We start from the raw sequence: 21149 nt of genomic DNA on the forward strand, positions 1-21149 counted from the left end.
CAAAGATTGAGTTCTGCCACGTCGTCGGTCACGGCACCCGGTGGAAACGGTTGGACCGCGCTAATTGCCCTGGCGCGGTCCAACACATTCATTTTCGCACAAGTTTGACCGAATAGCCTTCTCTCGCAGTCCTGTCGGATGACTGCCGGCCAAAATGAATCTTGGCCGCCGCCTGCATCGGGTCGCTCCGGGAACAACCGCCTCCGGATCTCACTGATGTACGTCAAGAATGTTGGGTTCTTCGCATCCGCGGCTGGACCCGTGGGAGACATGTCAGCAGTGCCAGGAGCAATGGAAGTCCGCGCCAGAGGGTGCCGTCTCGCGATCAGACGGGGATTGCCGCATCGCTGCGCCACCGCGAGTGACCGGTCATGAGTGCGATGCTCTCCCGCTACCTCAAGGATTTCAGCGCGCCGAAGGTCGAGCTGTCGCTGATGCCCCAAAAATATTTCCCCGATCTGGATAGCGACTATGCCGATGGCGACCGCCTCGGCGCGAGGCCTTCCATGCCAGAGATTGACATCGACGCGGAGCGCCGACGGGCCTTCGCGGAAGGCCGCGCGGAGGCGACGGCCGAACTCGTCTTCGAACACGAGCGCCAGATTGCCGACCTGCAGGCGGCCCATGCGGCCGAGCTCGCGGCCTTGACCCAGCGCCTCGAATCCGAAACCGCCAACCGCCTGGCAGAGCGTTTTGCCGCCATGGCCGACAGTCTGGTTACAGCACTCGGAGATCAGACCGCTCGGGTTCTGGCACCGGTCATGGAGGACGCCCTCCTGCAGCGGGCGGTTGCCGATATGGCGCAGATGATTAAGCAGGGCCTTGTGGCTGGCGAAGGTTGCACTCTCGTCGTCAGGGGCCCGACCCAACTCTTCGAGGCGCTGAAGCGCCAGCTCGGGGAGGACATGCCGTTGTTCCGCCACGTCGAAACCGACGACATCGATCTCGCCGTCGAAATGGACGGTACGATCCTGGTGACGCGCATGGCCGCCTGGGCCGATACTGTCCGGAAAGTTCTCGCATGAGCGACGAAAACCATCACAACGGCAAACACGAGATCATCATCGTCAAGCGCCACAATGGCGGCCATGACGGGCATCACGGCGGCTCGTGGAAGATCGCCTATGCCGACTTCATGACGGCAATGATGGCCTTCTTCCTCGTCATGTGGCTGATCAACGCGGCCAACGAGGAAACGAAGGCGGCGATCGCTTCCTATTTCAATCCGGTGCAACTGACCGACCAGAAGCCCGCCGAGCGCGGCCTGAAGGATCCGGCGAAGGACGCGCAGGGCGAGGAGACGCAGCAGCGCTCCAAGGTCGATGGCGAGCAGGAAAAGTCCGGCGGATCTGCCAAGACCGGCGACCAGTTGACCGCGACCTCGGGCGAAGAAACCAAGTATTCCGACGCGGACTTCTTCGAGAATCCCTATTCGGTGCTCTCCGAGATCGCCCGCGAAGTCGGCCAGCAGGCCAACATCAGCATCAAGGGCGAGGGTGGAGCCGCTCAGTCCGGCCCGGCAACCGGCGCCGACGGTGGCGAAGCATATCGCGATCCCTTCGATCCGGATTTCTGGACGAAGCAGGTTGAGGTGAAGGACGCAGGCAACGTGACCGAAAGCGAAGTCGCTCTCGCCGCCAAGACGACGAAGCCGGCAGGCGCGACGCCGGTGGTCGAGGGTGAGGCGAAGACAGTGGACGAGGGCACAGACAAGACCGCCGAGACGGCGGCAGAGTCTGCCGCAGACACTGATACCGCTGCCGACGGCAAGCTGAAGGCCGGGGCTGCCCCGGCAGACGCCGAAAAGCAGGCCGCCGAACTTCAGGCCGAACTCAAGAAGCAACTTGCCGGTGAGGCAGGCCAGCTCGCTGAAGGGCTGGTGGTGACGCCGGCCGAGGGCGGTCTCATGGTGACGATCAGCGAGCGCACGGACGCGCAGATGTTCGGCATCGGTTCGGCCGTGCCGCAGAAGGAACTGGTGCTGGCGATGGAAAAGATCGGCCATCTGCTTGCCGAGCGCCAGGGTGCGGTCGCGATCCGCGGCCATACCGACGGTCGCCCGTTCAAGGACGGCACCTATGACAACTGGCGGCTGTCTGCCGCGCGCGCCCAGAGTGCCTATTACATGCTCGTCCGCGGTGGTCTGAAGGAAGACCGCGTCAGCCAGATCAGCGGCTTTGCCGACCGTCGGCTGCAGATCCCGGGTGATCCCTATGCTCCGGGCAACCGGCGTATCGAGATCCTGCTGCAATCGGCTCCGGGTTGAACATGATGCTGAAACGCCTGCGATCGATCCTGATGACCTGCTGCGTGCTGGCGACCCCGTTTGCAATCGGGAGCGCCCGGGCGAACGATATCGAGGAACTAGCCCCCTTCAAGATGATCCGGTCGCTGCAATATGTGCAGGACTCCGTGGTGCTCGGCGACCATTCGGCGATCGAGATGCAGCGTTTCATGCTGGGCGCGATCGACAAGCGGTTGCGTGCGGCCGATCCCTCCGTGTTCAGCGACCCGCGCAACGTCGATGCGGCGCTGGTCTACGCGATGAGCGGCGGCAATCCGGAGACGCTGAAATTCCTTTCGGATCACGACGTGGCCGGCAATTTCGATTCCCGTGTCACCGATGCGCTGCGTCAGTATCTGAACGGCAAAGGCGGTCTGATCGTCGAGAACCTGTCCAAGGCCGCGCCGGAATATCGAAACGCCCGCATCGGCCCGTATCTCTATCTCATTCTTGGCAATGCGACGTCGCAGCAGGATCCGGTTGCGGCGATGAAGTATTACGACTGGGCGCGTTTGACGGCTCCGGGCACGATCATCGAAGAGGCGGCCCTGCGCCGCTCCGTGTTCCTTGCGGTGCAGGCCAATGCGCCGGACAAGGGCTTCCACTACGCGCTGACGTATGCGCGCCGCTACCTGACGTCTCCCTATGCCAGCCAGTTCGCCGACGTTTTCGTCGAGCTTGCCGTCGCGCATTTCGGCGGCGAAGCCCAGGGGCGGATTTCGGAGATCCTCGACTTCATGGACGCGCCGCGCCAGCGCGAGGTCTATCTGCGTGTCGCACGGCGCGCGGCGATCGCTGGCAAGCAGGCGCTGGCGAAGCTCGCTTCGGAGCGGGCCGAGACGCTCGGCGCCGACGGAGCAGCGCAGCCGGAAGTGCTTGCCGGTTTCTATGCGGGCCTGGCGTCCGTTCCCTCCAGCGATGTGTTCGCTGCGACAGCAAGCATAGCAGCGATACCGGATGCGGAGCTTTCGCCACGCGACCGTGCGTTGCGCGATGCCGCAAAAGCCGTCGCCGATGCGGTCGTCAGGCCGCCGAACGATGAAAGCCTCACGCAAGCGTTTGTGTCTAAACCGGATAGACCGGTTGTATCCGATGGCACGGCCGAAGCAGAGGACACGGGAAGCGGCATGAGCCCTTTCGGCAGCGCGACCCCAGTGGCCGCAGCGGCGGGCACGGCGGAGGCCGACGCGGGCGAGGCTGGTGATCCTGAACACGACGGGTTTGTGGCGAAGGGGAGGTCGAAGATCGAAGAGATCGACGCTCTCCTGAAGGGAGAAGGGAAATGAGGGCTCTTGATGATAGCCTGCGTGGCCTGCCCCCGGCGCCTGCCGGCAAGGGAAACGGGCGCACCGTCGGCAAGGAGCAGGCGGCGGGCGGCTTGGGCGCGTTCGAAGATGCCGTGGCGAATGCTGGGCGGCAGAAGGCGAATGACCAGGCGGGAACGGGCAAGGGCCTCGGTGATACCGCTGCCGGCGACGACACGGAGGCTGGAGCCTTGATCGACAAGGACAACATCGCCAAGGCCGCCGGCAGACATGGCGCGGCGACGCGCAGCATTGCCATCGGCCGCGACGAACAGGTACTTGGCGAACACGCGCTCCACGAACGTTTTCCTGCAACGGAACGCGACCTTGGCGCACGGCGTGCGACGAACAAGGCCGATACGGCCAAGGCGAACGCGGATCCGGCTGGCATGAGCAATGCGAGCGTTCCGGACGAACTCGCGGAGCGAATTGCCGCCCTTGCGGAACGGCTGGCAAAGGCGCAGGCAAACGGCCAGACAACGGCGGCAGGCGACGCCGATGTCGCCAACGGCGAGGGTGGCGAACCGACGTCGGCATCGAAGACGGATATGGATGACCTGTTGACGCTGCTCGGCGGCCAGGCTGTCGGGCATTCGCTCGGCGAAACCACGAACGCCGGCCGTCAGGTCGCGGCTGGCCTGGGCCAAGGCGAGGTTGCAGGAACGCATGTCGCCGGAACTGGCGAGCACGGTGCGAAGGCCGAGGCTACGGCAGGCGAGGGCGATCCGGATCGGCTCTTCCGCTTCGCCCGGGCCGACGGCAAGGGGCAGGCGGTAACCATGAGCCTGTCGAAGGATGGAGAGGCGGCGTTCGACGGCACCCGTTCGCAGGCTGCCAAGGTCGAGAACGTCACGGTGCTTGAGGCCCGGCGCTATCTGGGCATCTCGATGAATCCGAACACGAGCGCCGTGGCGGACGCGATCGCAGGCGAAGTCGGCGCCAGCCCGTTGCAGCCGAGTGCGGCACTCAGCCAGCCAGGCGCCTGGACCCAGGCCGGCAAGACGCTGAACACGCTGAAGATCCAGCTCCATCCGATCGAACTCGGTCTCGTCACCGCCACGCTCAGGCTGAAGGACGACGAATTGCAGGTCGAACTGAAGGTGGAGACCGGCGACGCGTTCCGGCAGTTGCGCGACGACCAGAGCGAGATGGTGAAGGCCCTGCGTGCGCAGGGTTTCGCGGTCGACCAGGTCAACATCGTGTTCAATTCGGGTGGCGACACGTCTTCTGGCGGAGGCTCGCAGGCACAGGCTCAGGCACAGGCCGGGCAGCAGGGACGCGAGCGGGCCGACGGGAACGGCCAGGGACGCCAGCAGCGACAGGACGACGGCCAGGCTTCGGCGGCGGAAAGGTGGGTTGGCAATGGCGGGACGGACGATGCGGCTGCCGGCACTGAGCGCTCTCGCACTGGTCACGTCTACATATAGTGCCTTCGCCAGCGCCGGCGTCTGCGAACGCGAGATCATGAGCGCGGCGGCGAAATACGACATCCCCGCCGGAATACTCTATTCCGTCGGACTGACCGAAACCGGCCGCAAGGGCTCGCTGCAGCCCTATGCCATGAACATCGAAGGCAAGGCCTATTTCGGCACCAGCGAACAGGACGTTCTGACCCAGTTCGGCAATGCCCGTGCGCAGGGCGCCAAGCTCATCGACCTTGGCTGCATGCAGATCAACTATTACTTCCATGGCGAGCATTTCAGCTCGCCGCAGGAGATGCTTGACCCGCGCAAGAATGTCGAATATGCCGCGCGCTTCCTGGCCAATCTGCACGCCAAGCATGAGACTTGGACCATGGCTGTTGCCCGCTATCACGCGGGCCCGAACAACGACCCGGCGCAGAAGAAATATGTCTGCCGGGTGATCGCGAATCTCGTCGCGACGGGCTACGGCAAGTGGACGCCGAACGCCACGCAGTTCTGTCAGTGAGCAACCAATAAGTGTATTCTTGATAGCGTTGCCGCATTGTGGCGACAATGCGTGGACAATGTGACGGCAAGCGGATTTGTCGTAGTCCGTTAACTTTTCCACATTATTTTAGTGCCGATGTTAACGGGGTGCCACTAGATATAGATCAAATCGGCGAAACATGGTTAATCAATTATTAATTCCACCCAGTAACTTCCTCTAGTTGTTCATGAATCCCTCGATTCGTACCTCTCGATCAGTGCGGAGCCATACTGATTCGGAGGCGGGCGAATGATCGTAGTGGTTGATGAAAGAGAGCTGGTGAAGGACGGATACACGTCCCTCTTCGGACGTGAAGGAATTCCCTCGACGGGCTTCGACCCCAGGGAGTTTGGCGAGTGGGTCAATGCGGCCGCCGATTCGGATATCGATGCCGTCGAGGCGTTCCTGATCGGTCAGGGCGATGCCACCTTCACGCTGCCTCGTGCCATCCGCGATCGGTCTATGGCTCCCGTCATCGCCGTCAGCGACACCCCGTCTCTCGAAAACACGCTTGCGCTTTTTGATTGTGGCGTCGATGACGTCGTGCGCAAGCCGGTTCACCCCCGCGAAATCCTCGCCCGTGTCGCTGCAATCCGCCGCCGCCTGAAGGCGATCGCCAACTTTACCGACATCGGTCCGATCCGAGTCTTTGCCGACGGCCGTGATCCGGAGATCAACGGCGACGTCTTTGCCTTGCCGCGTCGCGAACGCCGCATTCTGGAATACTTGGTCGCAAACCGTGGCCGCCGTGTATCCAAGTCGCAGATCTTCAACGCGATCTACGGGATCTTCGACGAGGACGTCGAGGAAAACGTCGTCGAAAGCCACATCAGCAAGCTTCGCAAGAAACTGCGCAAGAAGCTGGGCTTCGACCCGATCGATTCCAAGCGCTTCCTTGGTTACTGCATCGACTGGAACTGAGCGCCACGCGGTTGAGCGGGCACCGAACCAAGACAGGTTCACGCAAGGCCCGCTTCCTAGTGTCGCCGCAACAAGGAAATGAGGATCCGATATGAGTCTCTATGGCAGCATGAGAACGGGCGTGTCCGGTATGAACGCCCAGTCCAACCGTCTCGGCACGGTCGCCGAAAACATCGCGAACGCGAACACGACGGGCTACAAGCGGGCCTCGACCGAGTTCTCGTCGATGATCCTGCCTTCGGGCGGCGGCAACTACAATTCCGGCGGCGTCGAGACACAGGTGCGCTACAGCATCTCCCAGCAGGGCGGCACCAGCTACACGACCTCGGCCAGTGACCTTGCCATCAACGGTGGCGGCTTCTTCATCGTCCAGGGCAATGGCGGCCAGAATTTCCTGACGCGCGCCGGCTCCTTCGTCCCCGACAAGGACGGCAACCTCGTCAACACCGCCGGCTTCACGCTGATGGGGTACGAGTACAAGGCCGGCGCTGATCCGACGGTCGTCGTCAACGGCTTTGACGGCCTGACGCAGGTCAAGCTCAAGGACGAAGGCCTGGTGGCCTCCGGTTCGACCAAGGGTGCGATGGAAGCGAACCTGCCGTCGGGTGCAGCGATCGGCGACGAAAAGCCGACCTCGCTCGTCGTCTATGACAGCCAGGGCAACACCCGTATCCTCGACTTCGTCTACAAGAAAACCAACGTCAACGAGTGGTCGCTCGAGATCCGCGACCGTGCGACGTACGCCCCGGCCGTCCCGCCGGCTACGCCAACCGGCGTCATCGGCTCGCAGACCATGACGTTCGACGCAGCCGGCAAGCGCATCGGCGCGGTCCCGGCCACGCTGACGACCTCGGCGATTACGAACCTGCCGGGCACGGGCGCCAACCTCGGCGCGCTGACGATCGACACCTCCAAGACCACGCAGCTCGGTGGCGACTTCACCAGCACCGGCGGTGGCATCGACGGCAGCAAGCCGAGCAAGATGTCCGGCTTCGAGATCGACAAGGAAGGTATCGTCTACGTCAAGTATGGCGACGGCAACCTCATTCCGAAGTTCCGCATCGCGCTTGCGAACGTGCAGAGCCCGGACAAGCTGCAGCCGGAATCGGGCAACGTCTACTCGCAGGGCACGGATTCCGGCGTCATCGTCACCGGCTTCGCCGGCTCCGGCGCATTCGGCAACATCCAGTCCAAGGCGCTCGAAAACTCCAACGTCGACATCGCCAACGAGCTGACCTCTATGATCGAGGCCCAGCGCAACTACACGGCAAACTCCAAGGTGTTCCAGACCGCCTCGGATCTGCTTGACGTGCTGGTCAACCTGAAACGGTAATTGAAAGAGATACGGTCCGCGTCATGTCGCTGTCCTCCGCAATATCCATCGCACAGCAGGCCTTCAGCAATACGGCGCAGCAGACCGCGACCGTGTCGAAGAACATCGCGAATGCGGGCAATGCGGATTATTCGCGTCGTCTCGCTCTCCTCGGCAGCACGCCGAACGGGGCGCAGGTCGTATCCATTTACCGGGCCCAGAACGAGGCGTTGCTCAAGCAGAGCATCGCCAGCATCGGTGAAGCATCGGGCCAGGCCCGGCTTCGCGATGGGCTGGAACTCTTGAAGTCGGCGCTTGGCGGCAACAACTACGAAACGGCGCCGTCGAAGCTGCTGTCCGATTTCCGCAACAGTCTGCAGACGCTGGCCGCGACGCCGGGGAACAAGACGATCGCGGCGACGGCCGTCTCCGATGCGCAGGATCTCGCCGACTCGCTCAACAAGACCTCCACCACGGTGCAGGATCTGCGCAAGGATGCCGACAAGGAAATCGCCCTTGAGGTCGACAAGCTGAACGGCTTGCTGGCGGATTTCGAGAAGGCGAACAACGCCGTCAAGTCGGCGACGGCCCAAGGCAGCGACGCGAGCGACGCGCTCGACCAGCGCGACAAGATCCTGAAGCAGGTTTCGGAGATCATCGGCATCTCCACCGTCACACGCGGCAACAACGATACGGTGATCTTCACCACCGACGGCACGGTGCTGTTCGAGAACATTCCGCGCCAGGTCACCTTCGCGCCGACCACCACATTCGACGCCACCGTGACCGGTAACAAGATTTTCGTCGATGGCGTGCCGATCGCCGCCGGAACCGGCGCGGACACCACCGCCAAGGGCAAGCTCGCAAGCCTGGTGCAGCTGCGCGACGATATCGCGCCAAAGTTCCAGTCGCAGCTGGACGAAATCGCGCGCGGTCTGGTCGAGCTTTTCAAGGAAGGTAACCCGCCGGCAATCGCCTATCAGCCCGGCCTGTTCACCTGGGGAAGCGCTGGCGTTCCTGCAGCGGGCACGGTCGTCCCCGGTCTTGCGTCCAAGATCACCGTCAACGCCATGGCAAAGGCGAACCCGCTGCTGCTGCGTGACGGCGGTTTCAACGGCGTGGTCTCGAACCCGGGCGGTGCCGCAAATCCGAGCCCCGGCTATACCGCGCTGCTCGACGGTTTCATCAACAAGATGGGCGAGAACATGTCGTTCGACCCGGCGACGGGTCTCGATAGCAACAGCAGCCTTTTGAACTTTGCGACCGGTTCGGTTGGCTGGCTCGAGCAGACGCGCAAGACGGCCTCGACCGCGGACGACAACAAGCAGGCAATGCTTGCACGCACCCAGGAAGCCCTCAGCAAGCAGACGGGCGTCAGCATCGACGAGGAACTGTCGCTGCTGCTCGATCTCGAACAGTCATACAAAGCATCAGCCAAGCTGGTCAGTACCGTGGATGCCATGATGGCAGCCCTTATGGAAGCCGTGAGGTAATCATGAAGACGTCCTACGTTTCTAATCTGGCGATTCAGAGCGCTATGCGCCTGACGATCCAGCAGAATCAGTCGGAGCTGCTCAAGCTCACCCAGGAGCAGACCACCGGCCGCCACTATGACGTCGGCCTCGCACTTGGTGCGACCGCGTCGCGCTCGCTCAACCTTCAGCGCGAGCTGGACCGGCTGAACTCGATGAAGAGCACGAACTCGGTCGTGACCCAGCGTCTCTCGGGTTCGCAGGGTGCGCTCGAGACGATGGCGAAGGCCGCGGAAAAAGTGCGCGACACGCTCGTCACCTACAAGGGCAACGATGCTGCCAGCCAGTTGAAGATCCAGAAGACCGAGATCATGGGCGCGCTGCAGACCTTCACTGCTGCCGCCAATACCTCCTTCAACGGCGAGTTCCTGTTTTCGGGCATCAACACCGATGCCAAGCCGGTTGCCGACTACGCCACGACCCCGCCGTCGGCGGCCAAGACTGCTTTCGACAACGCGCTTTCGACCTTCATGGCCGCACAGGTTCCGCCGCTGACCGGCATGGACCAGTTCTCTGTCACGCAGATGCAGGACTTCATCAAGAACACCGTCGAACCGATGTTCACCGGACCGGGCTGGGATGCCAACTGGTCCGATGCTTCGAACCAGAACATGACGAGCCGGATCAGCGCCAGCGAAGTCATCGAAAGCTCGACCAACGCCAACACCAAGGGTTTCCGGATGTTCGCGATGGCAAGCGTGATCGCCGCCGAACTGATGGACAAGAACGTTACGCCCGAGGTGCGCTCGGCCATTGGTGTCGCAGCCCTCGATTACGCGGAACAGGGCATTGCCGGCCTCAACTCGGAACGCAGCCAGCTCGGTATCTCCGAAGCGCGCGTCAAGAAGGCGAATACCTCCATCGATGCGCAGCTCAAGCTCGTCAACACGCATGTCGCCGACATCGAGGGCATCGATCCGATCGAGACATCGACCCGGATCAACACGCTAAAGGTGCAGTTGGAAACGTCCTATACACTAACGTCGCGACTACAGCAGATGAGCTTGCTCAATTTCCTCTAGTATGGGGAACCGGACAAACATGAAGGATGTCTGAATGTATCAGTTTTCCTATGCCGAGATCATGGAGGACGGCGTCGCCGACTCCAAAAATCGAGAACGGCAGGTACTCGATCGCTCGATCGCGCTCATGGAAGCAGCGAAACAGCAGAAAGGGTACTCGAGAGAGGCCATCGAGGCCATCTACTTCACCCGGCGCCTGTGGATCCGCTTCATCGAGGATCTGCGCGCTCCGGAAAACCAGCTCAACGAAGAGCTGCGCGCCAATCTGATTTCGATCGCTATCTGGATACTCAACGAGACGGAGAAGATCCGCAAACGCGAATCCTCCAACTTCCAGGGCATAATTGACATTACCACCATCATCAGGGATGGACTGAAATGAAGAGCACACTGCGTATTTCGCTGAAATCGGGCGAACGGATCTTTGTTAACGGCGCGGTGCTTCGCGTAGATCGCAAGGTTGCGGTCGAGTTCCTGAATGACGTGACCTTCCTGCTCGAAAACCACGTTCTGCAGCCGGAAGACGCCACCACGCCGCTGAAGCAATTGTACTTCATCGCGCAGATGATCCTCATCAATCCGGAAGGGGCGGAGCAATCGACCGCCATGTTCCGCAAGTCGATCGTCATGCTGCTCAACTGCTTCAAGAACGAAGAGATTCTGGCCGAACTTAAGCGCGTCGACGGTCTCGTCACCAACGGCCGTGCCTTCGAGGCACTGAAGGCGATCCGCGGCCTCTACCCGATCGAAGACCGCATCCTCAACACGCAGGAAATCACGCCGGCGACGGTCGAGCAGATTCGCAAGGAGATCGCGCCATGGCGGTAAGCGGCGTCAACAACAACAGCTACACCCCGATCGTTTCCGGTCAGGATTCGGGCGGCGACGCTGCCAAGGCATCGCTCAACTATGAGAGCTTCCTGAAGCTGCTGGTCGCGCAGATGAAGAACCAGGATCCGACGCAGCCGATGGATGCGACCCAGCAGATCGCCCAGCTTGCGACCTTCTCGCAGGTGGAACAGACGATCAAGACCAACAAGAACCTGGAAAGCCTGCTGCAGCGTACCTCGCTCAGCGAAGCGGACGCCGTCATCGGGCGCACCGTCACCAGCGAAGACGGCAAGACCACTGGCGTGGTTAAGGAAGTGAAACTATACTCTGACGGAATCATTGCGGTGCTCGATAGCGGCAAGGAGCTGGTTATCGGCCCGGGCGTCAAGGTGAAGTGAAACATCCATGAATGAGGCGGATGCCCTCGATATCGTACAGGCCGCGATCTGGACCGTGATCGTGGCCTCGGGCCCCGCCGTTCTCGCCGCCATGATCGTCGGCGTCGTCATCGCCTTCATTCAGGCGCTGACCCAGGTCCAGGAAATGACCCTTACATTCGTCCCGAAGATTCTTGCGGTCATGATCACCGTTGCGGTGTCCGCACCCTTCATCGGCGCCCAGATCTCCATCTTCACCGACATCATCTTCTCGCGCATCCAATCCGGTTTCTGATCCGCGCGCCGTGCGTGGCGATCTGGACGTGCCGCCGTGAAACCCTCGCGCAAGCTTGGGCCGCTATTTCCATCTCTAAAGTGGGGCAGCGCGTGTGAATGCTGCCTTGTTCTCATGATGAGACGGAAGAGACATGGCACAACAAGCAGCGCTGATCATCCCGAAAGTCGCACCAAAGGGCCGGGACGTCGGCTTTGCGCTCGGGATCGTGGCGATCCTGTCGATCCTCTTCCTGCCCATTCCTCCGTTCCTGATCGATATGGGACTGGCGTTTTCCATCGCCTTTTCGGTGCTGATCCTGATGGTCTCCCTGTGGATCCAGCGCCCGCTCGAGTTCTCCTCGTTCCCGACCATCCTGCTGATCTCGACCATGGTGCGCCTGGCGCTGAACATCGCCACGACCCGCGTCATCCTTTCGCACGGCCACGAGGGCCACGGTGCTGCCGGCGGCGTCATTTCCGGCTTTGCCAGCCTGGTCATGTCCGGCGACTTCGTCATCGGTCTGATCGTCTTCCTGATCCTCATCACCGTGAACTTCATCGTCATCACCAAGGGTGCGACGCGTATCGCCGAAGTCGGCGCGCGCTTCACCCTCGACGCGATCCCCGGCAAGCAGATGTCGATCGACGCCGACCTGTCGGCCGGTCTGATCGACGAGAAGGAAGCGCAGCGCCGCCGCCGCGAGCTGGAGGAAGAAAGCTCCTTCTACGGCGCCATGGACGGTGCCTCGAAGTTCGTGCGCGGCGATGCAATCGCCGGCCTCATCATCACCGCCATCAACATCTTCGGCGGCATCATCATCGGTTATCTCCGCCACGGCATGCCGATCGGAGAAGCGGCCGACGTCTTCGTCAAGCTTTCGGTCGGTGACGGTCTTGTCTCGCAGATCCCGGCGCTGATCGTTTCGCTGGCCGCAGGCCTGCTCGTCTCGCGCGGCGGTACATCGGGTTCGACCGACCAGGCTGTCGTCGGCCAGCTCGGCGGCTATCCGAAGGCGCTGATGGTCGCCTCGGCACTGATCATCCTCCTGTCGGTTGTTCCCGGCCTGCCGTTCCTGCCCTTTGCCGTTCTCGGCGGCGGCATGGCGTTCCTGAGCTGGCTCGTGCCGCGCCAGATCGAGGCGGCCAACGCTGCCCGTCGCGCCGAGGAAGCGGCCAAGGTCCAGCAGACCAAGGAAGGCGAGGCGGATTCGGTGAAGTCGGTGCTGAAGACCGCCGAGATTGAACTTCTTCTCGGCAAGCAGGTCTCGACGCGCCTGCTTGGCGCACACCAGGAACTCGCCTTCCGCGTCGGCAAGATGCGCCGCAAGTTCGCCGGGCAATACGGCCTCGTCATTCCGGAAATCAAGGTATCGGACGACATCAGCATCCCCGACAAGGCTTACCATATCCGCATTCACGGCACGACGATCGCATCCAACACGGTGCGCGTCGGCGAAGTGGTGGTGGTGACGGGCGGCGGTCGCCGGCCGAGCGTGCCGGGTGACGAGATTCGCGAACCCGCCTTCGGCATGCCGGCCGTCTCGATCCTCGAAACCTTTACCGAAGACCTGAAGCGCGAGGGCTTCCACCCGATCGACAACGTGTCCGTGGTGCTGACGCACCTCAGCGAAGTCATCCGAAACAACCTCCCGCATCTGCTTTCCTACAAGGACGTGAAGGTGCTGATCGAGCGGCTCGATCCGGAATACCGGAAGCTCGCCGACGAGATCTGCACTTCGCACATGTCCTATTCCGGGCTTCAGGCCGTGCTGAAGCTGTTGCTCGCCGAGCGCGTCTCGATCCGCAACCTGCACCTGATCCTGGAAGCGGTTGCCGAACTCGCCCCGCATGTGCGCAAGACCGAACAGATCGTCGAGCATGTGCGCGTGCGCATGTCGCAGCAGCTCTGCGGCGACCTTGCCGACAACGGCGTCCTGCGCGTGCTGCGGCTCGGCAACAAGTGGGATATGGTCTTCCATCAGGCGCTGAAGCGCGATGCCAAGGGCGAAGTCGTCGAGTTCGATATCGACCCGCGGCATCTCGAAGAGTTCAGCGAACAGGCGACCAAAGTTATCCGTGAACATCTCGATCGCGGCATGCCCTTCGTACTGGTAAGTTCGCCCGAATCCCGTTCTTATGTTCGCATGATCATCGAGCGTCTCTTTGCCACTTTGCCCGTGCTCTCGCATGTCGAGCTTGCCAAGGGCCTCGAGATCAAGATCATCGGCTCAGTTTCATGATCACCGACCCGGAGGGCTCGGTGCTGGCGCTGTTCGCGGCCTTCTGCCGGATCGGCGGATGCATCATGATCATGCCCGGGTTTTCTTCTGCCCGTATTCCGATGCAGGTCCGGCTCTTCATCGCGGTGGCGGTGTCCATGGCGATCCTGCCGGTCATGTGGACGGACATCTATCCGCAGGTGACCGGAAAGGGGCATACTTACATCTACCTGATCGCCGCCGAGACGGCCGTCGGCGTGGTCATGGGGCTCGTCGCCCGCTACTATGTACTCGGCCTGCAGTTCGCCGGCACGGCGATCACCATGTTGATGGGCTTCAGCTCCCCGCCGTCGTCGGATGTGATTGAAGACACGCCGGAAAACCAGTTGACCAGCCTCATCAGCTTTGCCGGCTTGATGGTTCTTTTCATGCTCGATTTCCACCACGTGATGATCGAGGCGATCGTGCAGTCCTATCGCGCCATGCCGATCGGTACCGCCTTCGATCCGCAGGGCGTGCTGATCACGCTCACGGATTCGCTGGCGCAGACCTTCATGATCATGCTGAGGCTCGCGAGCCCCTTCGTCATCTACGGCCTGCTTTTCAACGTGGCGATCGGCATGGTCAACAAGCTCGCCCCGCAGATCCCGATCTACTTCATCTCGCAGCCCTATCTGATCATGGGCGGCATGTTCCTGCTCTATCTCGGCATCGCCGCAATGCTGCGCCTGTTCGGCGACGGTTTCGCGCCGGTCATGCAGGGAGGATAGCCGGATGAAGACGCGCTCGCAGAAACTCAAGCGCCTGGTGGCCGTCCAGCGTCATCTCGAGCAGATGGCCGAGGCCGACTATGTCGAGATGGTGCGGCAGCGTGAAGTTCTGGCCGAGACGATCGACGTGGTCGTTGACGCCATGGGATCGGCGCATCCGATGCACCGCATGTTTTCCGGTCACTATTCTTCGCAGGTCGGACGCCTGGTGCAGAAGGACCAGATGCTGTACGGCATCCAGCAAACGCATGAAGCGCGGATGCTGAGAGAGCGGGCAAAGGCCGACCGGCTCGAGGAAAACATGAAGGAAGCGCGCCAGTCCGAGGAGCGCGAGGAAGCCGACAACTCCATCTATGACCTGATCGATCAACACGTTACCGGGCAGGCGCCAGCTTCCGGTAAGGTTGACGGGCGATAGTACGCCATCCGGGGATGCTCCGACGGTGGAGCGATGCCGGTCCGACTATTGCCTTTGCGCATCGCCCTTGGTCGATGCAGGCTCGATTTTGAGAGGATTCGTCATGGCCATCTCTCCGCCCAGCGATCTGGTGATGGATGTCGTGCGCGCGGCCGACCCAACAGAGGTGCAGGAAGCCCAGGCGCGGCTGAAGGCCAATCGCGCGGCTTTCAAGGCGACGAGCCTTGCGGAAAACGGCAACGGTTTCACCGCGGCAGTCAACATCCTCAATTCTTCCGACGGTTCGACCGGGCTCGGCGACATCAACAACCGTGTCGAGCAGAAGAAGATCCCCGAAACCTATCGAAAGTTCGAGGCCATGGTGCTGCAGAACTTCGTGAAGTCGATGTTGCCGACCGATAGCGAGAACGTCTTCGGTAAAGGCAACGCAGGCGATATCTGGAAGAGCATGATGGCCGAGCAGATCGGCGACGTCATCTCGAAGAGCGGCGGCATCGGCATCGCCGAACAACTGGCGAGCGGTAGCGCGACCGATCGGGTCCAGGCCTCGCTCGACGGCAACAGCCGAAACCTCGCCGCAAGCCTCGTGCAGGAATACGAGCGCAAGACGCTGACCGGCTTTACGACCGAAGACGACAAGAACAAGCAAGCCTAGAACGGAATGAGGAAAGGTGTTTGCGGTTTTCCTCCCGCATTCCGCTCTAATTCATAGGAATCGATCACGTTCATGATTTGGGTCGAACCGACCCGGATCATCGTGATCCAATAAAATTGGGAGTTGATTCATGGAAGCTGTGGCATCCAATGACGTCCGGATCCAGAACGTGCTCGGGCGACTGGAAATGATCCTCGACAACGAGAACAGCCGCATCGGTATCGACCCGGAATTCGACATCAAGACGTCGAACGCGCACAAGAGCCGTTGCCTCTATGAACTGACGATGTTGCATCGCGACATGCAGCCGGGAGAGACGTCGTCGACCTTCTCGTCGCATGCTCGCCATCTGCGCGACAAGCTGGCGATCAACTCGCAGAAGGTGGAAGCGCATCTCGAAGCGGTTCGCTCCGTCGTCGATCTTCTGAAGACGGCCGCACAGGATGCCGATGCGGACGGCATCTATTCCGAAGCGCAGTTCCGCTATAGCGATTTCTGATGCTGAAGCTCATTCTCACCGGGGTCTGGGTCTGCGCGGTTACGCTCGGATCGGTCTATTTCTCGATGCAAAGCGCCTCGGCGCCCGTCGTCGCGGACGGCGAGGCTGCCCGGCGAGCGTCGGAGCAGTACGTTCCCGGTGAGATGATCACCATTCCGGTGATCAGGGAAGGTTCCGTCCAGGGCTATTTCCTCACCAAGCTTTCCTTCTCTGCGACCAAGGAGGGGATCAACAATCTTCGTGCTCCGCTCCGGCAAATGGTCACCGACGAGCTTTACGATCTGCTCGTCGGCTCGAAGTTCATCGATGTCGCCGATACCGGCACCTTCGATTTGCCCACGTTCAAGACAACGGTGAAGGAAGGCCTGAACAAGAAGCTCGGCGGAGAGGTGATTACCGAGGTGCTCGTCGAGCAGCTCGAATACCTCACCAAGGACGACGTCAAGCGCGTCGCCAACAGCCAGAACGTGCCGCGGCAGAAGCCGGTTCCGATCGTCGACAAGAACGGCAATGTTGCCGGCGACAAGCTGCCGGAAGGCTCGATCAACGCAAGCAGCGCGCATTGACCGGAGAAATGCGCGCGCCTGTCCGCTCGCTTTCCGACCTCGACCATTTCATTTTGATGCTGTGAAACTCCGGACGAGGGCCGTTGCAGGCATTTCCCGGAAGCACTCCTGCGAACGTTATTGCCGTCAGTTTTTCTCGGGCGTGCGGTATTGTTCATTGACGAGGCCGAACTCGGCCATCAGCCGGCCGATCGCCACGTAGAAGTGGTAGAGCCCGGCGCTTGCCAGCCCGCTCTTGCTCCAGAGCTCGATGCCGCGTGGGATCGACGCGCCGAGTAGCGCCAGCGATTTGCCGAAGGTTCGCATCCGCCCGCCGAAACTTGGATCGCGTCGATGCTCGAGCATTGTCGAGATCGCGCCGTTGCGCAGGCTGCGCGCCCGGATCCAGGATGCGCTTGTGCGGCGCGCCGGCACGGTTTCGGCGACCCAGGCATCCGCCGCCCAGGCGAAACAGAATCCCTGTTCCTTGCTGCGGCTGTAGAAATCCGCGTCACCGCCGCCGATAAAATTGAACGCCGGGTCCAGGAACGGCCGCGGCATCGTGTCGAGCACCCGTCGGGCAATGAGTACGTTGCCCGAGGAGTAGAGGATCGGCACCGGTCCGGTCGTATCGTAATGGGGCGTGAAGACCGGGTGGCGCTTCCATTTCTGCCCACCGTCGCCTTCGAAGACCGGAAGCTGCGGTCCACCGACCATGTCGGCGCCCGTCGTTTCCCGTACCGTGATGAGACAATCGAGCCATTCGGGTGCCGCGACCTCGTCGTCATCGATGATCGCGATCGCCTTGAGGTTCGGATAGGTTTCGAGGGCCGTCGACCAGCCGGCATTGTAGGCGTGACAGTTGCCACGCTGATGCGCGACGATGACGACCGATTCCGATGGATGGCCCAGGAAAAAGTCCTTGGCGGCCTGAGCACCGGCCAGTCCTTCGTCGTCGTTCTCCACCACGACGGTGGCAAAAGAGACGTCAGGCCTCTGGGAAACAATGGTTTTCAGCGTCTTGACGACATGTTCGGGCCGGCGAAACGTCGGCAGCACGACGACGAGTTCGACGTCGCCGGCGTCTTCCAGTTCTGTCCGGAAGTAGACGGAAATGTCCTGGCCGGTCGACATCATGGCGAAACCTGTGCAAGCAAAATTGATGTGCAATACAACAAATCTTCCTAAACAGATGCTGAACCCGGACGGCAGATTTTGAAAGGGGGCTTTAAGCGCTCTTTCACCTCATACTGCTAATGAAATGCCCAGTTCCATTCATGACGTGTGGCAAAATGCATCTGGTCCTGGTTTCCTCACTCGTTCCCGTCGCCAATCCGGCGTCCGGATTCGACATCGCCAACCGGGCTGTTCTCGACGGCCTTCGTGCGCTCGGTCACCGGGTCAGCGTCATCGGTTTCCTTCAGCCGGGAAAGACCCCAGCGCTCGATTGCGAGATGCATCTCCTCGGCGAGCTCGAGGTCACCAATGCCAAGGTCGGCACGCTTCGGAAACTGCGCTGGCTCGCGACCGCGTTCCTTAACCGCACGTCGGTTTCATCCGGCAAGATGCTTGCGGTATCGGCAAACCGGATCCAGTCGATCCTCGACGGCCTTGCCCCATTCGATGGGCTGGTGCTCAATTCGGTGCAGTTGCCGGCCGCCTTCGCACAGGTCTTCCGACCCTATCCGTCCGTCTATGTCGCCCACAATGTCGAGGCCGATTCCGCCTTCGAGAATGCCGAGCGGGCAACGGGCACCATCGAGCGCTTTCTCTTTCGGCGAGAAGCGCAATATCTCGAACATTACGAGCAACACCTGGCGCAGAATGCCGTCGCCGTCTGGACTTTTGCAGAGGCGGATCGCTTCGGCTTCGGCCGCGCTGTCAGTGAGCGTGCCTTCGTTCTGCCACTGGTAACCGGCTGGGACGCGCCGGCCGCGCCGACTGGCGAACCTGATCAGGACCTCCGCCACGATCTCGGTTTGATCGGCACATGGAGCTGGCGGCCGAACAGGCTGGGTCTCGACTGGTTCCTCGCCGAAGTCGTACCGCATCTGCCCGAAGACATGTCGATCGCGATTGCCGGTCAGTTGGACGGCGTGCCTTCGGTTTCTCATCTCGGCGTCCGTTTCGTAGGGAGGGTGCCGGACGCGCGCGCCTTCGTCACCGAAAGCGCGGTCGTCCCGCTCATCAGCCGTGGCGGCAGCGGCGTGCAGTTGAAGAGCCTTGAGACCTTCGAACTCGGCATGCCGTGCGTGGCGACGCAGGCGTCGCTGCGTGGCATCGATGCGACCCCCGACAATTGCGCCACGACCGATGATCCCGCGGAATTCGCGCGCCTTCTGGTTGAAAAAGTCGCCAAGGTGCGGGCCGGCGACCGTCAACGTCTCGACGGCTCTGCCTTCCACCGTGCTCAGAAAGTGCGGCTGATGCGGGTGATGCGCAATGTGCTGGCCGGCCTGGCGCCTGCGAGCGCTGCGGAGGGACCGTCGCTGCCACCGGACTTGACGGTCCATGAAGGGGGGCGGTCGTGACGCAAATCGTTGCCACGAACAACGCTTCTCTGTCGCGGCGTCCGATCCTCGGAATGCCGGTCGTCGATCTCGGCTGGGCGAAGGCTTTCGCCTTTGCTGCCGAAGCGCTTTCGCGGCCAGGCGGGCAAACTGTCCTTGCCTTCCTCAATGCCAACAACGCCAACCTGATGATGCGCGATGCAGAGTATCGTGCGGCGCTGGCGCGCCAGGTTGTCTTTCCGGATGGGCACGGCGTCGATATCGCTTCCTATCTATTTTACGGGCGCATGTTTCCAGCCAATCTGAATGGCACGGATTTCGTGCCGTCACTGCTGACCTATCTCGAAAGGCCACTACGCATCGCGATGATCGGCGCGCGGCCCAAGGTGCTCGCCCGTGCCGCCGAGAATTTTCAGGCGCATGCGCCGTGGCATGAGTTCATGCCGGTTTCCGACGGTTTCTTCGACCGGGAACGGTCCCCGGAGATTCTCGCTGAGGTCCGCGCGTTGAAGGCAGATATCCTCTTGGTCGCGATGGGTAGTCCGGGCCAGGAGAAATGGGTCGATGCCCATGTCGGCCCTGAGGATGTCCGGCTGGTCATTTCCGTCGGCGCGCTTTTCGATTTCGTTGCGGAAGAGTTTCCGCGGGCGCCGAAATTCCTGCGCCGGCTGAGGTTGGAGTGGTTCTTCCGTCTGGCGATGGAACCGCGGCGCATGTGGCGCCGCTACGTTCTCGGAAACCCGCTTTTCCTGTGCCACGTCCTCTGGCACAAGCTGTCGGGACGCTCGCGCGAACCGATCGCCGACACCAGCCTTCGGACGGGAACATCGTGAACGGTCAGACCATGCGCACCGCGGTTGTCACAGCGTCCTACGCGAACGATTTCGAGCGTTGCCGGCTCATGTGCGAAAGCATGGACCGCAAGCTCCAGGGCGATTGGAAGCACTATCTGCTGGTGGCCGATTTTGACGTGAAGCTCTTCCGGCAACTTGAGGGGGCTCGGCGGGTGGTCGTCAGCGAGGGCGATCTCTTGCCCTGGTGGCTGCATCCGGTCACTGACCCATTGTCCGCCGGTCGCAGGAAGGTGTGGCTCAGTCCCTTCGGTCTGCCATTGCGTGGCTGGCATGCACAACAGCTGCGTCGCCTGGCGCTCGCGCGCCATATCGACGAGGCGGCGATGTTTGCGGTCGACTCCGACGTCGTGTTCCTGCGCGCCTTCGATCCCGCGAGCCTTTGGCAGGGGGATCGGCTGACGCTCTACCGCAACGACGGCGCGATCGACGCGCATATGCGCTCCAACCACCTTGAATGGCTCGCCCATTCCGATCGCCTTCTCGGCATCGGCCCCTATCACCTGCCGGCCAATGACTACATCAACACGCTGATCGCCTGGCGCACGGACACATGCCGGAAGCTGCTCAGCCACATCGAGGCGCAGCACGGCCGCAATTGGGTCCGCGCGATCACGCGGACCCGCGCATTCTCGGAATGCACGATCTATGGCCGCTACGTCGACGAGGTGCTCGGCGGGGAGGGGCACGTTCCTTCCGATGCTGCGCTCTGTCACGTGCTCTGGTTCGAGGACAGCTATAGGCAGGACCTCTCCGGCCTCAGGGATTTCCTGAGGGATATGGAGCCGCACCAGATCGGCATCGGCGTTCAATCCTTCGTCGGGCACGACCTCGACGATATCCGCCGCGCGATCGTCGAACTCGCCGCCTGAA

General features: G+C 61.7%; 23 protein-coding genes. 22 read left to right on the forward strand and 1 reads right to left on the reverse strand.

What is annotated here, in order from left to right:
• Positions 1-371 precede the first annotated feature (371 nt).
• From PWG15_RS01495 to PWG15_RS01585, 19 genes are all read left to right on the forward strand, one after another.
• Positions 372-1025, forward strand: coding sequence for a hypothetical protein (locus PWG15_RS01495; protein ID WP_275022738.1), 654 nt, complete (start codon positions 372-374; stop codon positions 1023-1025).
• Positions 1022-2266 carry a MotB family protein gene (locus PWG15_RS01500; protein ID WP_275022739.1) on the forward strand — a complete coding sequence of 415 codons (1245 nt, stop codon included), beginning with the start codon at positions 1022-1024 and terminating at the stop codon, positions 2264-2266. Before PWG15_RS01495 ends, PWG15_RS01500 begins: the two co-directional genes overlap by 4 nt.
• 5 nt (positions 2267-2271) lie before the next feature.
• Positions 2272-3570, forward strand: a complete 1299-nt coding sequence (gene motC, locus PWG15_RS01505; RefSeq protein WP_275022740.1) for a chemotaxis protein MotC — start codon at positions 2272-2274, stop codon at positions 3568-3570.
• Positions 3567-5015: a flagellar hook-length control protein FliK gene (locus tag PWG15_RS01510; protein ID WP_275022741.1), complete on the forward strand. Its 1449-nt coding sequence runs from the start codon at positions 3567-3569 to the stop codon at positions 5013-5015. The genes motC and PWG15_RS01510 overlap by 4 nt, the downstream gene beginning before the upstream one ends.
• On the forward strand, positions 4966-5517 hold the full coding sequence (locus PWG15_RS01515) for a transglycosylase SLT domain-containing protein (RefSeq protein ID WP_275024479.1): 552 nt from the start codon (positions 4966-4968) through the stop codon (positions 5515-5517). The genes PWG15_RS01510 and PWG15_RS01515 overlap by 50 nt, the downstream gene beginning before the upstream one ends.
• Before the next feature lie 270 nt (positions 5518-5787).
• Positions 5788-6459 (forward strand): transcriptional activator Rem, encoded by a 672-nt coding sequence (rem, locus tag PWG15_RS01520; protein WP_275022742.1) that lies wholly within the window; start codon positions 5788-5790, stop codon positions 6457-6459.
• A gap of 91 nt (positions 6460-6550) precedes the next feature.
• On the forward strand, positions 6551-7792 hold the full coding sequence (locus PWG15_RS01525) for a flagellar hook protein FlgE (protein WP_223726425.1): 1242 nt from the start codon (positions 6551-6553) through the stop codon (positions 7790-7792).
• 23 nt (positions 7793-7815) lie between these two features.
• Complete coding sequence (flgK, locus tag PWG15_RS01530) at positions 7816-9264, forward strand: flagellar hook-associated protein FlgK (protein ID WP_275022743.1); 1449 nt, start codon at positions 7816-7818, stop codon at positions 9262-9264.
• Between the two features lie 2 nt (positions 9265-9266).
• Positions 9267-10325, forward strand: a complete 1059-nt coding sequence (locus PWG15_RS01535; RefSeq protein WP_275022744.1) for a flagellar hook-associated family protein — start codon at positions 9267-9269, stop codon at positions 10323-10325.
• A 34-nt stretch (positions 10326-10359) separates the two neighbouring features.
• Positions 10360-10707 carry a flagellar biosynthesis regulator FlaF gene (gene flaF / locus PWG15_RS01540; RefSeq protein ID WP_034800744.1) on the forward strand — a complete coding sequence of 116 codons (348 nt, stop codon included), beginning with the start codon at positions 10360-10362 and terminating at the stop codon, positions 10705-10707.
• A complete protein-coding gene (gene flbT / locus PWG15_RS01545; RefSeq protein WP_065372808.1) occupies positions 10704-11153 on the forward strand; it encodes a flagellar biosynthesis repressor FlbT in 450 nt (149 codons plus the stop codon). Before flaF ends, flbT begins: the two co-directional genes overlap by 4 nt.
• Positions 11144-11554, forward strand: a complete 411-nt coding sequence (gene flgD, locus PWG15_RS01550) for a flagellar hook assembly protein FlgD (protein ID WP_057251055.1) — start codon at positions 11144-11146, stop codon at positions 11552-11554. The genes flbT and flgD overlap by 10 nt, the downstream gene beginning before the upstream one ends.
• A 7-nt stretch (positions 11555-11561) precedes the next feature.
• Positions 11562-11828, forward strand: a complete 267-nt coding sequence (gene fliQ, locus PWG15_RS01555) for a flagellar biosynthesis protein FliQ (RefSeq protein ID WP_043624946.1) — start codon at positions 11562-11564, stop codon at positions 11826-11828.
• A 133-nt stretch (positions 11829-11961) separates the two neighbouring features.
• On the forward strand, positions 11962-14049 hold the full coding sequence (flhA, locus tag PWG15_RS01560; protein ID WP_275022746.1) for a flagellar biosynthesis protein FlhA: 2088 nt from the start codon (positions 11962-11964) through the stop codon (positions 14047-14049).
• Positions 14046-14798, forward strand: a complete 753-nt coding sequence (gene fliR / locus PWG15_RS01565; protein ID WP_275022747.1) for a flagellar biosynthetic protein FliR — start codon at positions 14046-14048, stop codon at positions 14796-14798. Before flhA ends, fliR begins: the two co-directional genes overlap by 4 nt.
• 4 nt (positions 14799-14802) lie before the next feature.
• Entirely contained in the window at positions 14803-15216 is a 414-nt protein-coding gene (locus tag PWG15_RS01570) for a hypothetical protein (protein WP_275022748.1), read from the forward strand.
• A 103-nt stretch (positions 15217-15319) separates the two neighbouring features.
• Positions 15320-15871, forward strand: coding sequence for a rod-binding protein (locus PWG15_RS01575; RefSeq protein WP_275022749.1), 552 nt, complete (start codon positions 15320-15322; stop codon positions 15869-15871).
• A gap of 130 nt (positions 15872-16001) precedes the next feature.
• Entirely contained in the window at positions 16002-16370 is a 369-nt protein-coding gene (locus PWG15_RS01580; protein ID WP_275022751.1) for a hypothetical protein, read from the forward strand.
• Entirely contained in the window at positions 16370-16936 is a 567-nt protein-coding gene (locus tag PWG15_RS01585; RefSeq protein WP_275022753.1) for a hypothetical protein, read from the forward strand. Before PWG15_RS01580 ends, PWG15_RS01585 begins: the two co-directional genes overlap by 1 nt.
• 126 nt (positions 16937-17062) lie before the next feature.
• On the opposite strand, the gene PWG15_RS01590 is transcribed toward PWG15_RS01585, so the two are convergent.
• Positions 17063-18052, reverse strand: coding sequence for a glycosyltransferase family 2 protein (locus PWG15_RS01590; RefSeq protein ID WP_275022754.1), 990 nt, complete (start codon positions 18050-18052; stop codon positions 17063-17065).
• 155 nt (positions 18053-18207) lie between these two features.
• Between PWG15_RS01590 and PWG15_RS01595 the strand changes: the two genes are divergently transcribed.
• From PWG15_RS01595 to PWG15_RS01605, 3 genes are read left to right on the forward strand one after another with little or no spacing between them, the layout of a single operon-like run.
• A complete protein-coding gene (locus tag PWG15_RS01595; protein WP_275022756.1) occupies positions 18208-19446 on the forward strand; it encodes a glycosyltransferase family 4 protein in 1239 nt (412 codons plus the stop codon).
• Positions 19443-20258 carry a WecB/TagA/CpsF family glycosyltransferase gene (locus PWG15_RS01600; RefSeq protein ID WP_275022757.1) on the forward strand — a complete coding sequence of 272 codons (816 nt, stop codon included), beginning with the start codon at positions 19443-19445 and terminating at the stop codon, positions 20256-20258. The genes PWG15_RS01595 and PWG15_RS01600 overlap by 4 nt, the downstream gene beginning before the upstream one ends.
• The gene (locus tag PWG15_RS01605; RefSeq protein WP_342457046.1) at positions 20255-21148 is read left to right on the forward strand and encodes a DUF6492 family protein; all 894 of its coding nucleotides are present in this window, start codon (positions 20255-20257) and stop codon (positions 21146-21148) included. The genes PWG15_RS01600 and PWG15_RS01605 overlap by 4 nt, the downstream gene beginning before the upstream one ends.
• The last annotated feature ends 1 nt before the right edge of the window (position 21149 follow it).

This window comes from Ensifer adhaerens (assembly GCF_028993555.1).
Classification (GTDB): domain Bacteria; phylum Pseudomonadota; class Alphaproteobacteria; order Rhizobiales; family Rhizobiaceae; genus Ensifer; species Ensifer adhaerens_I.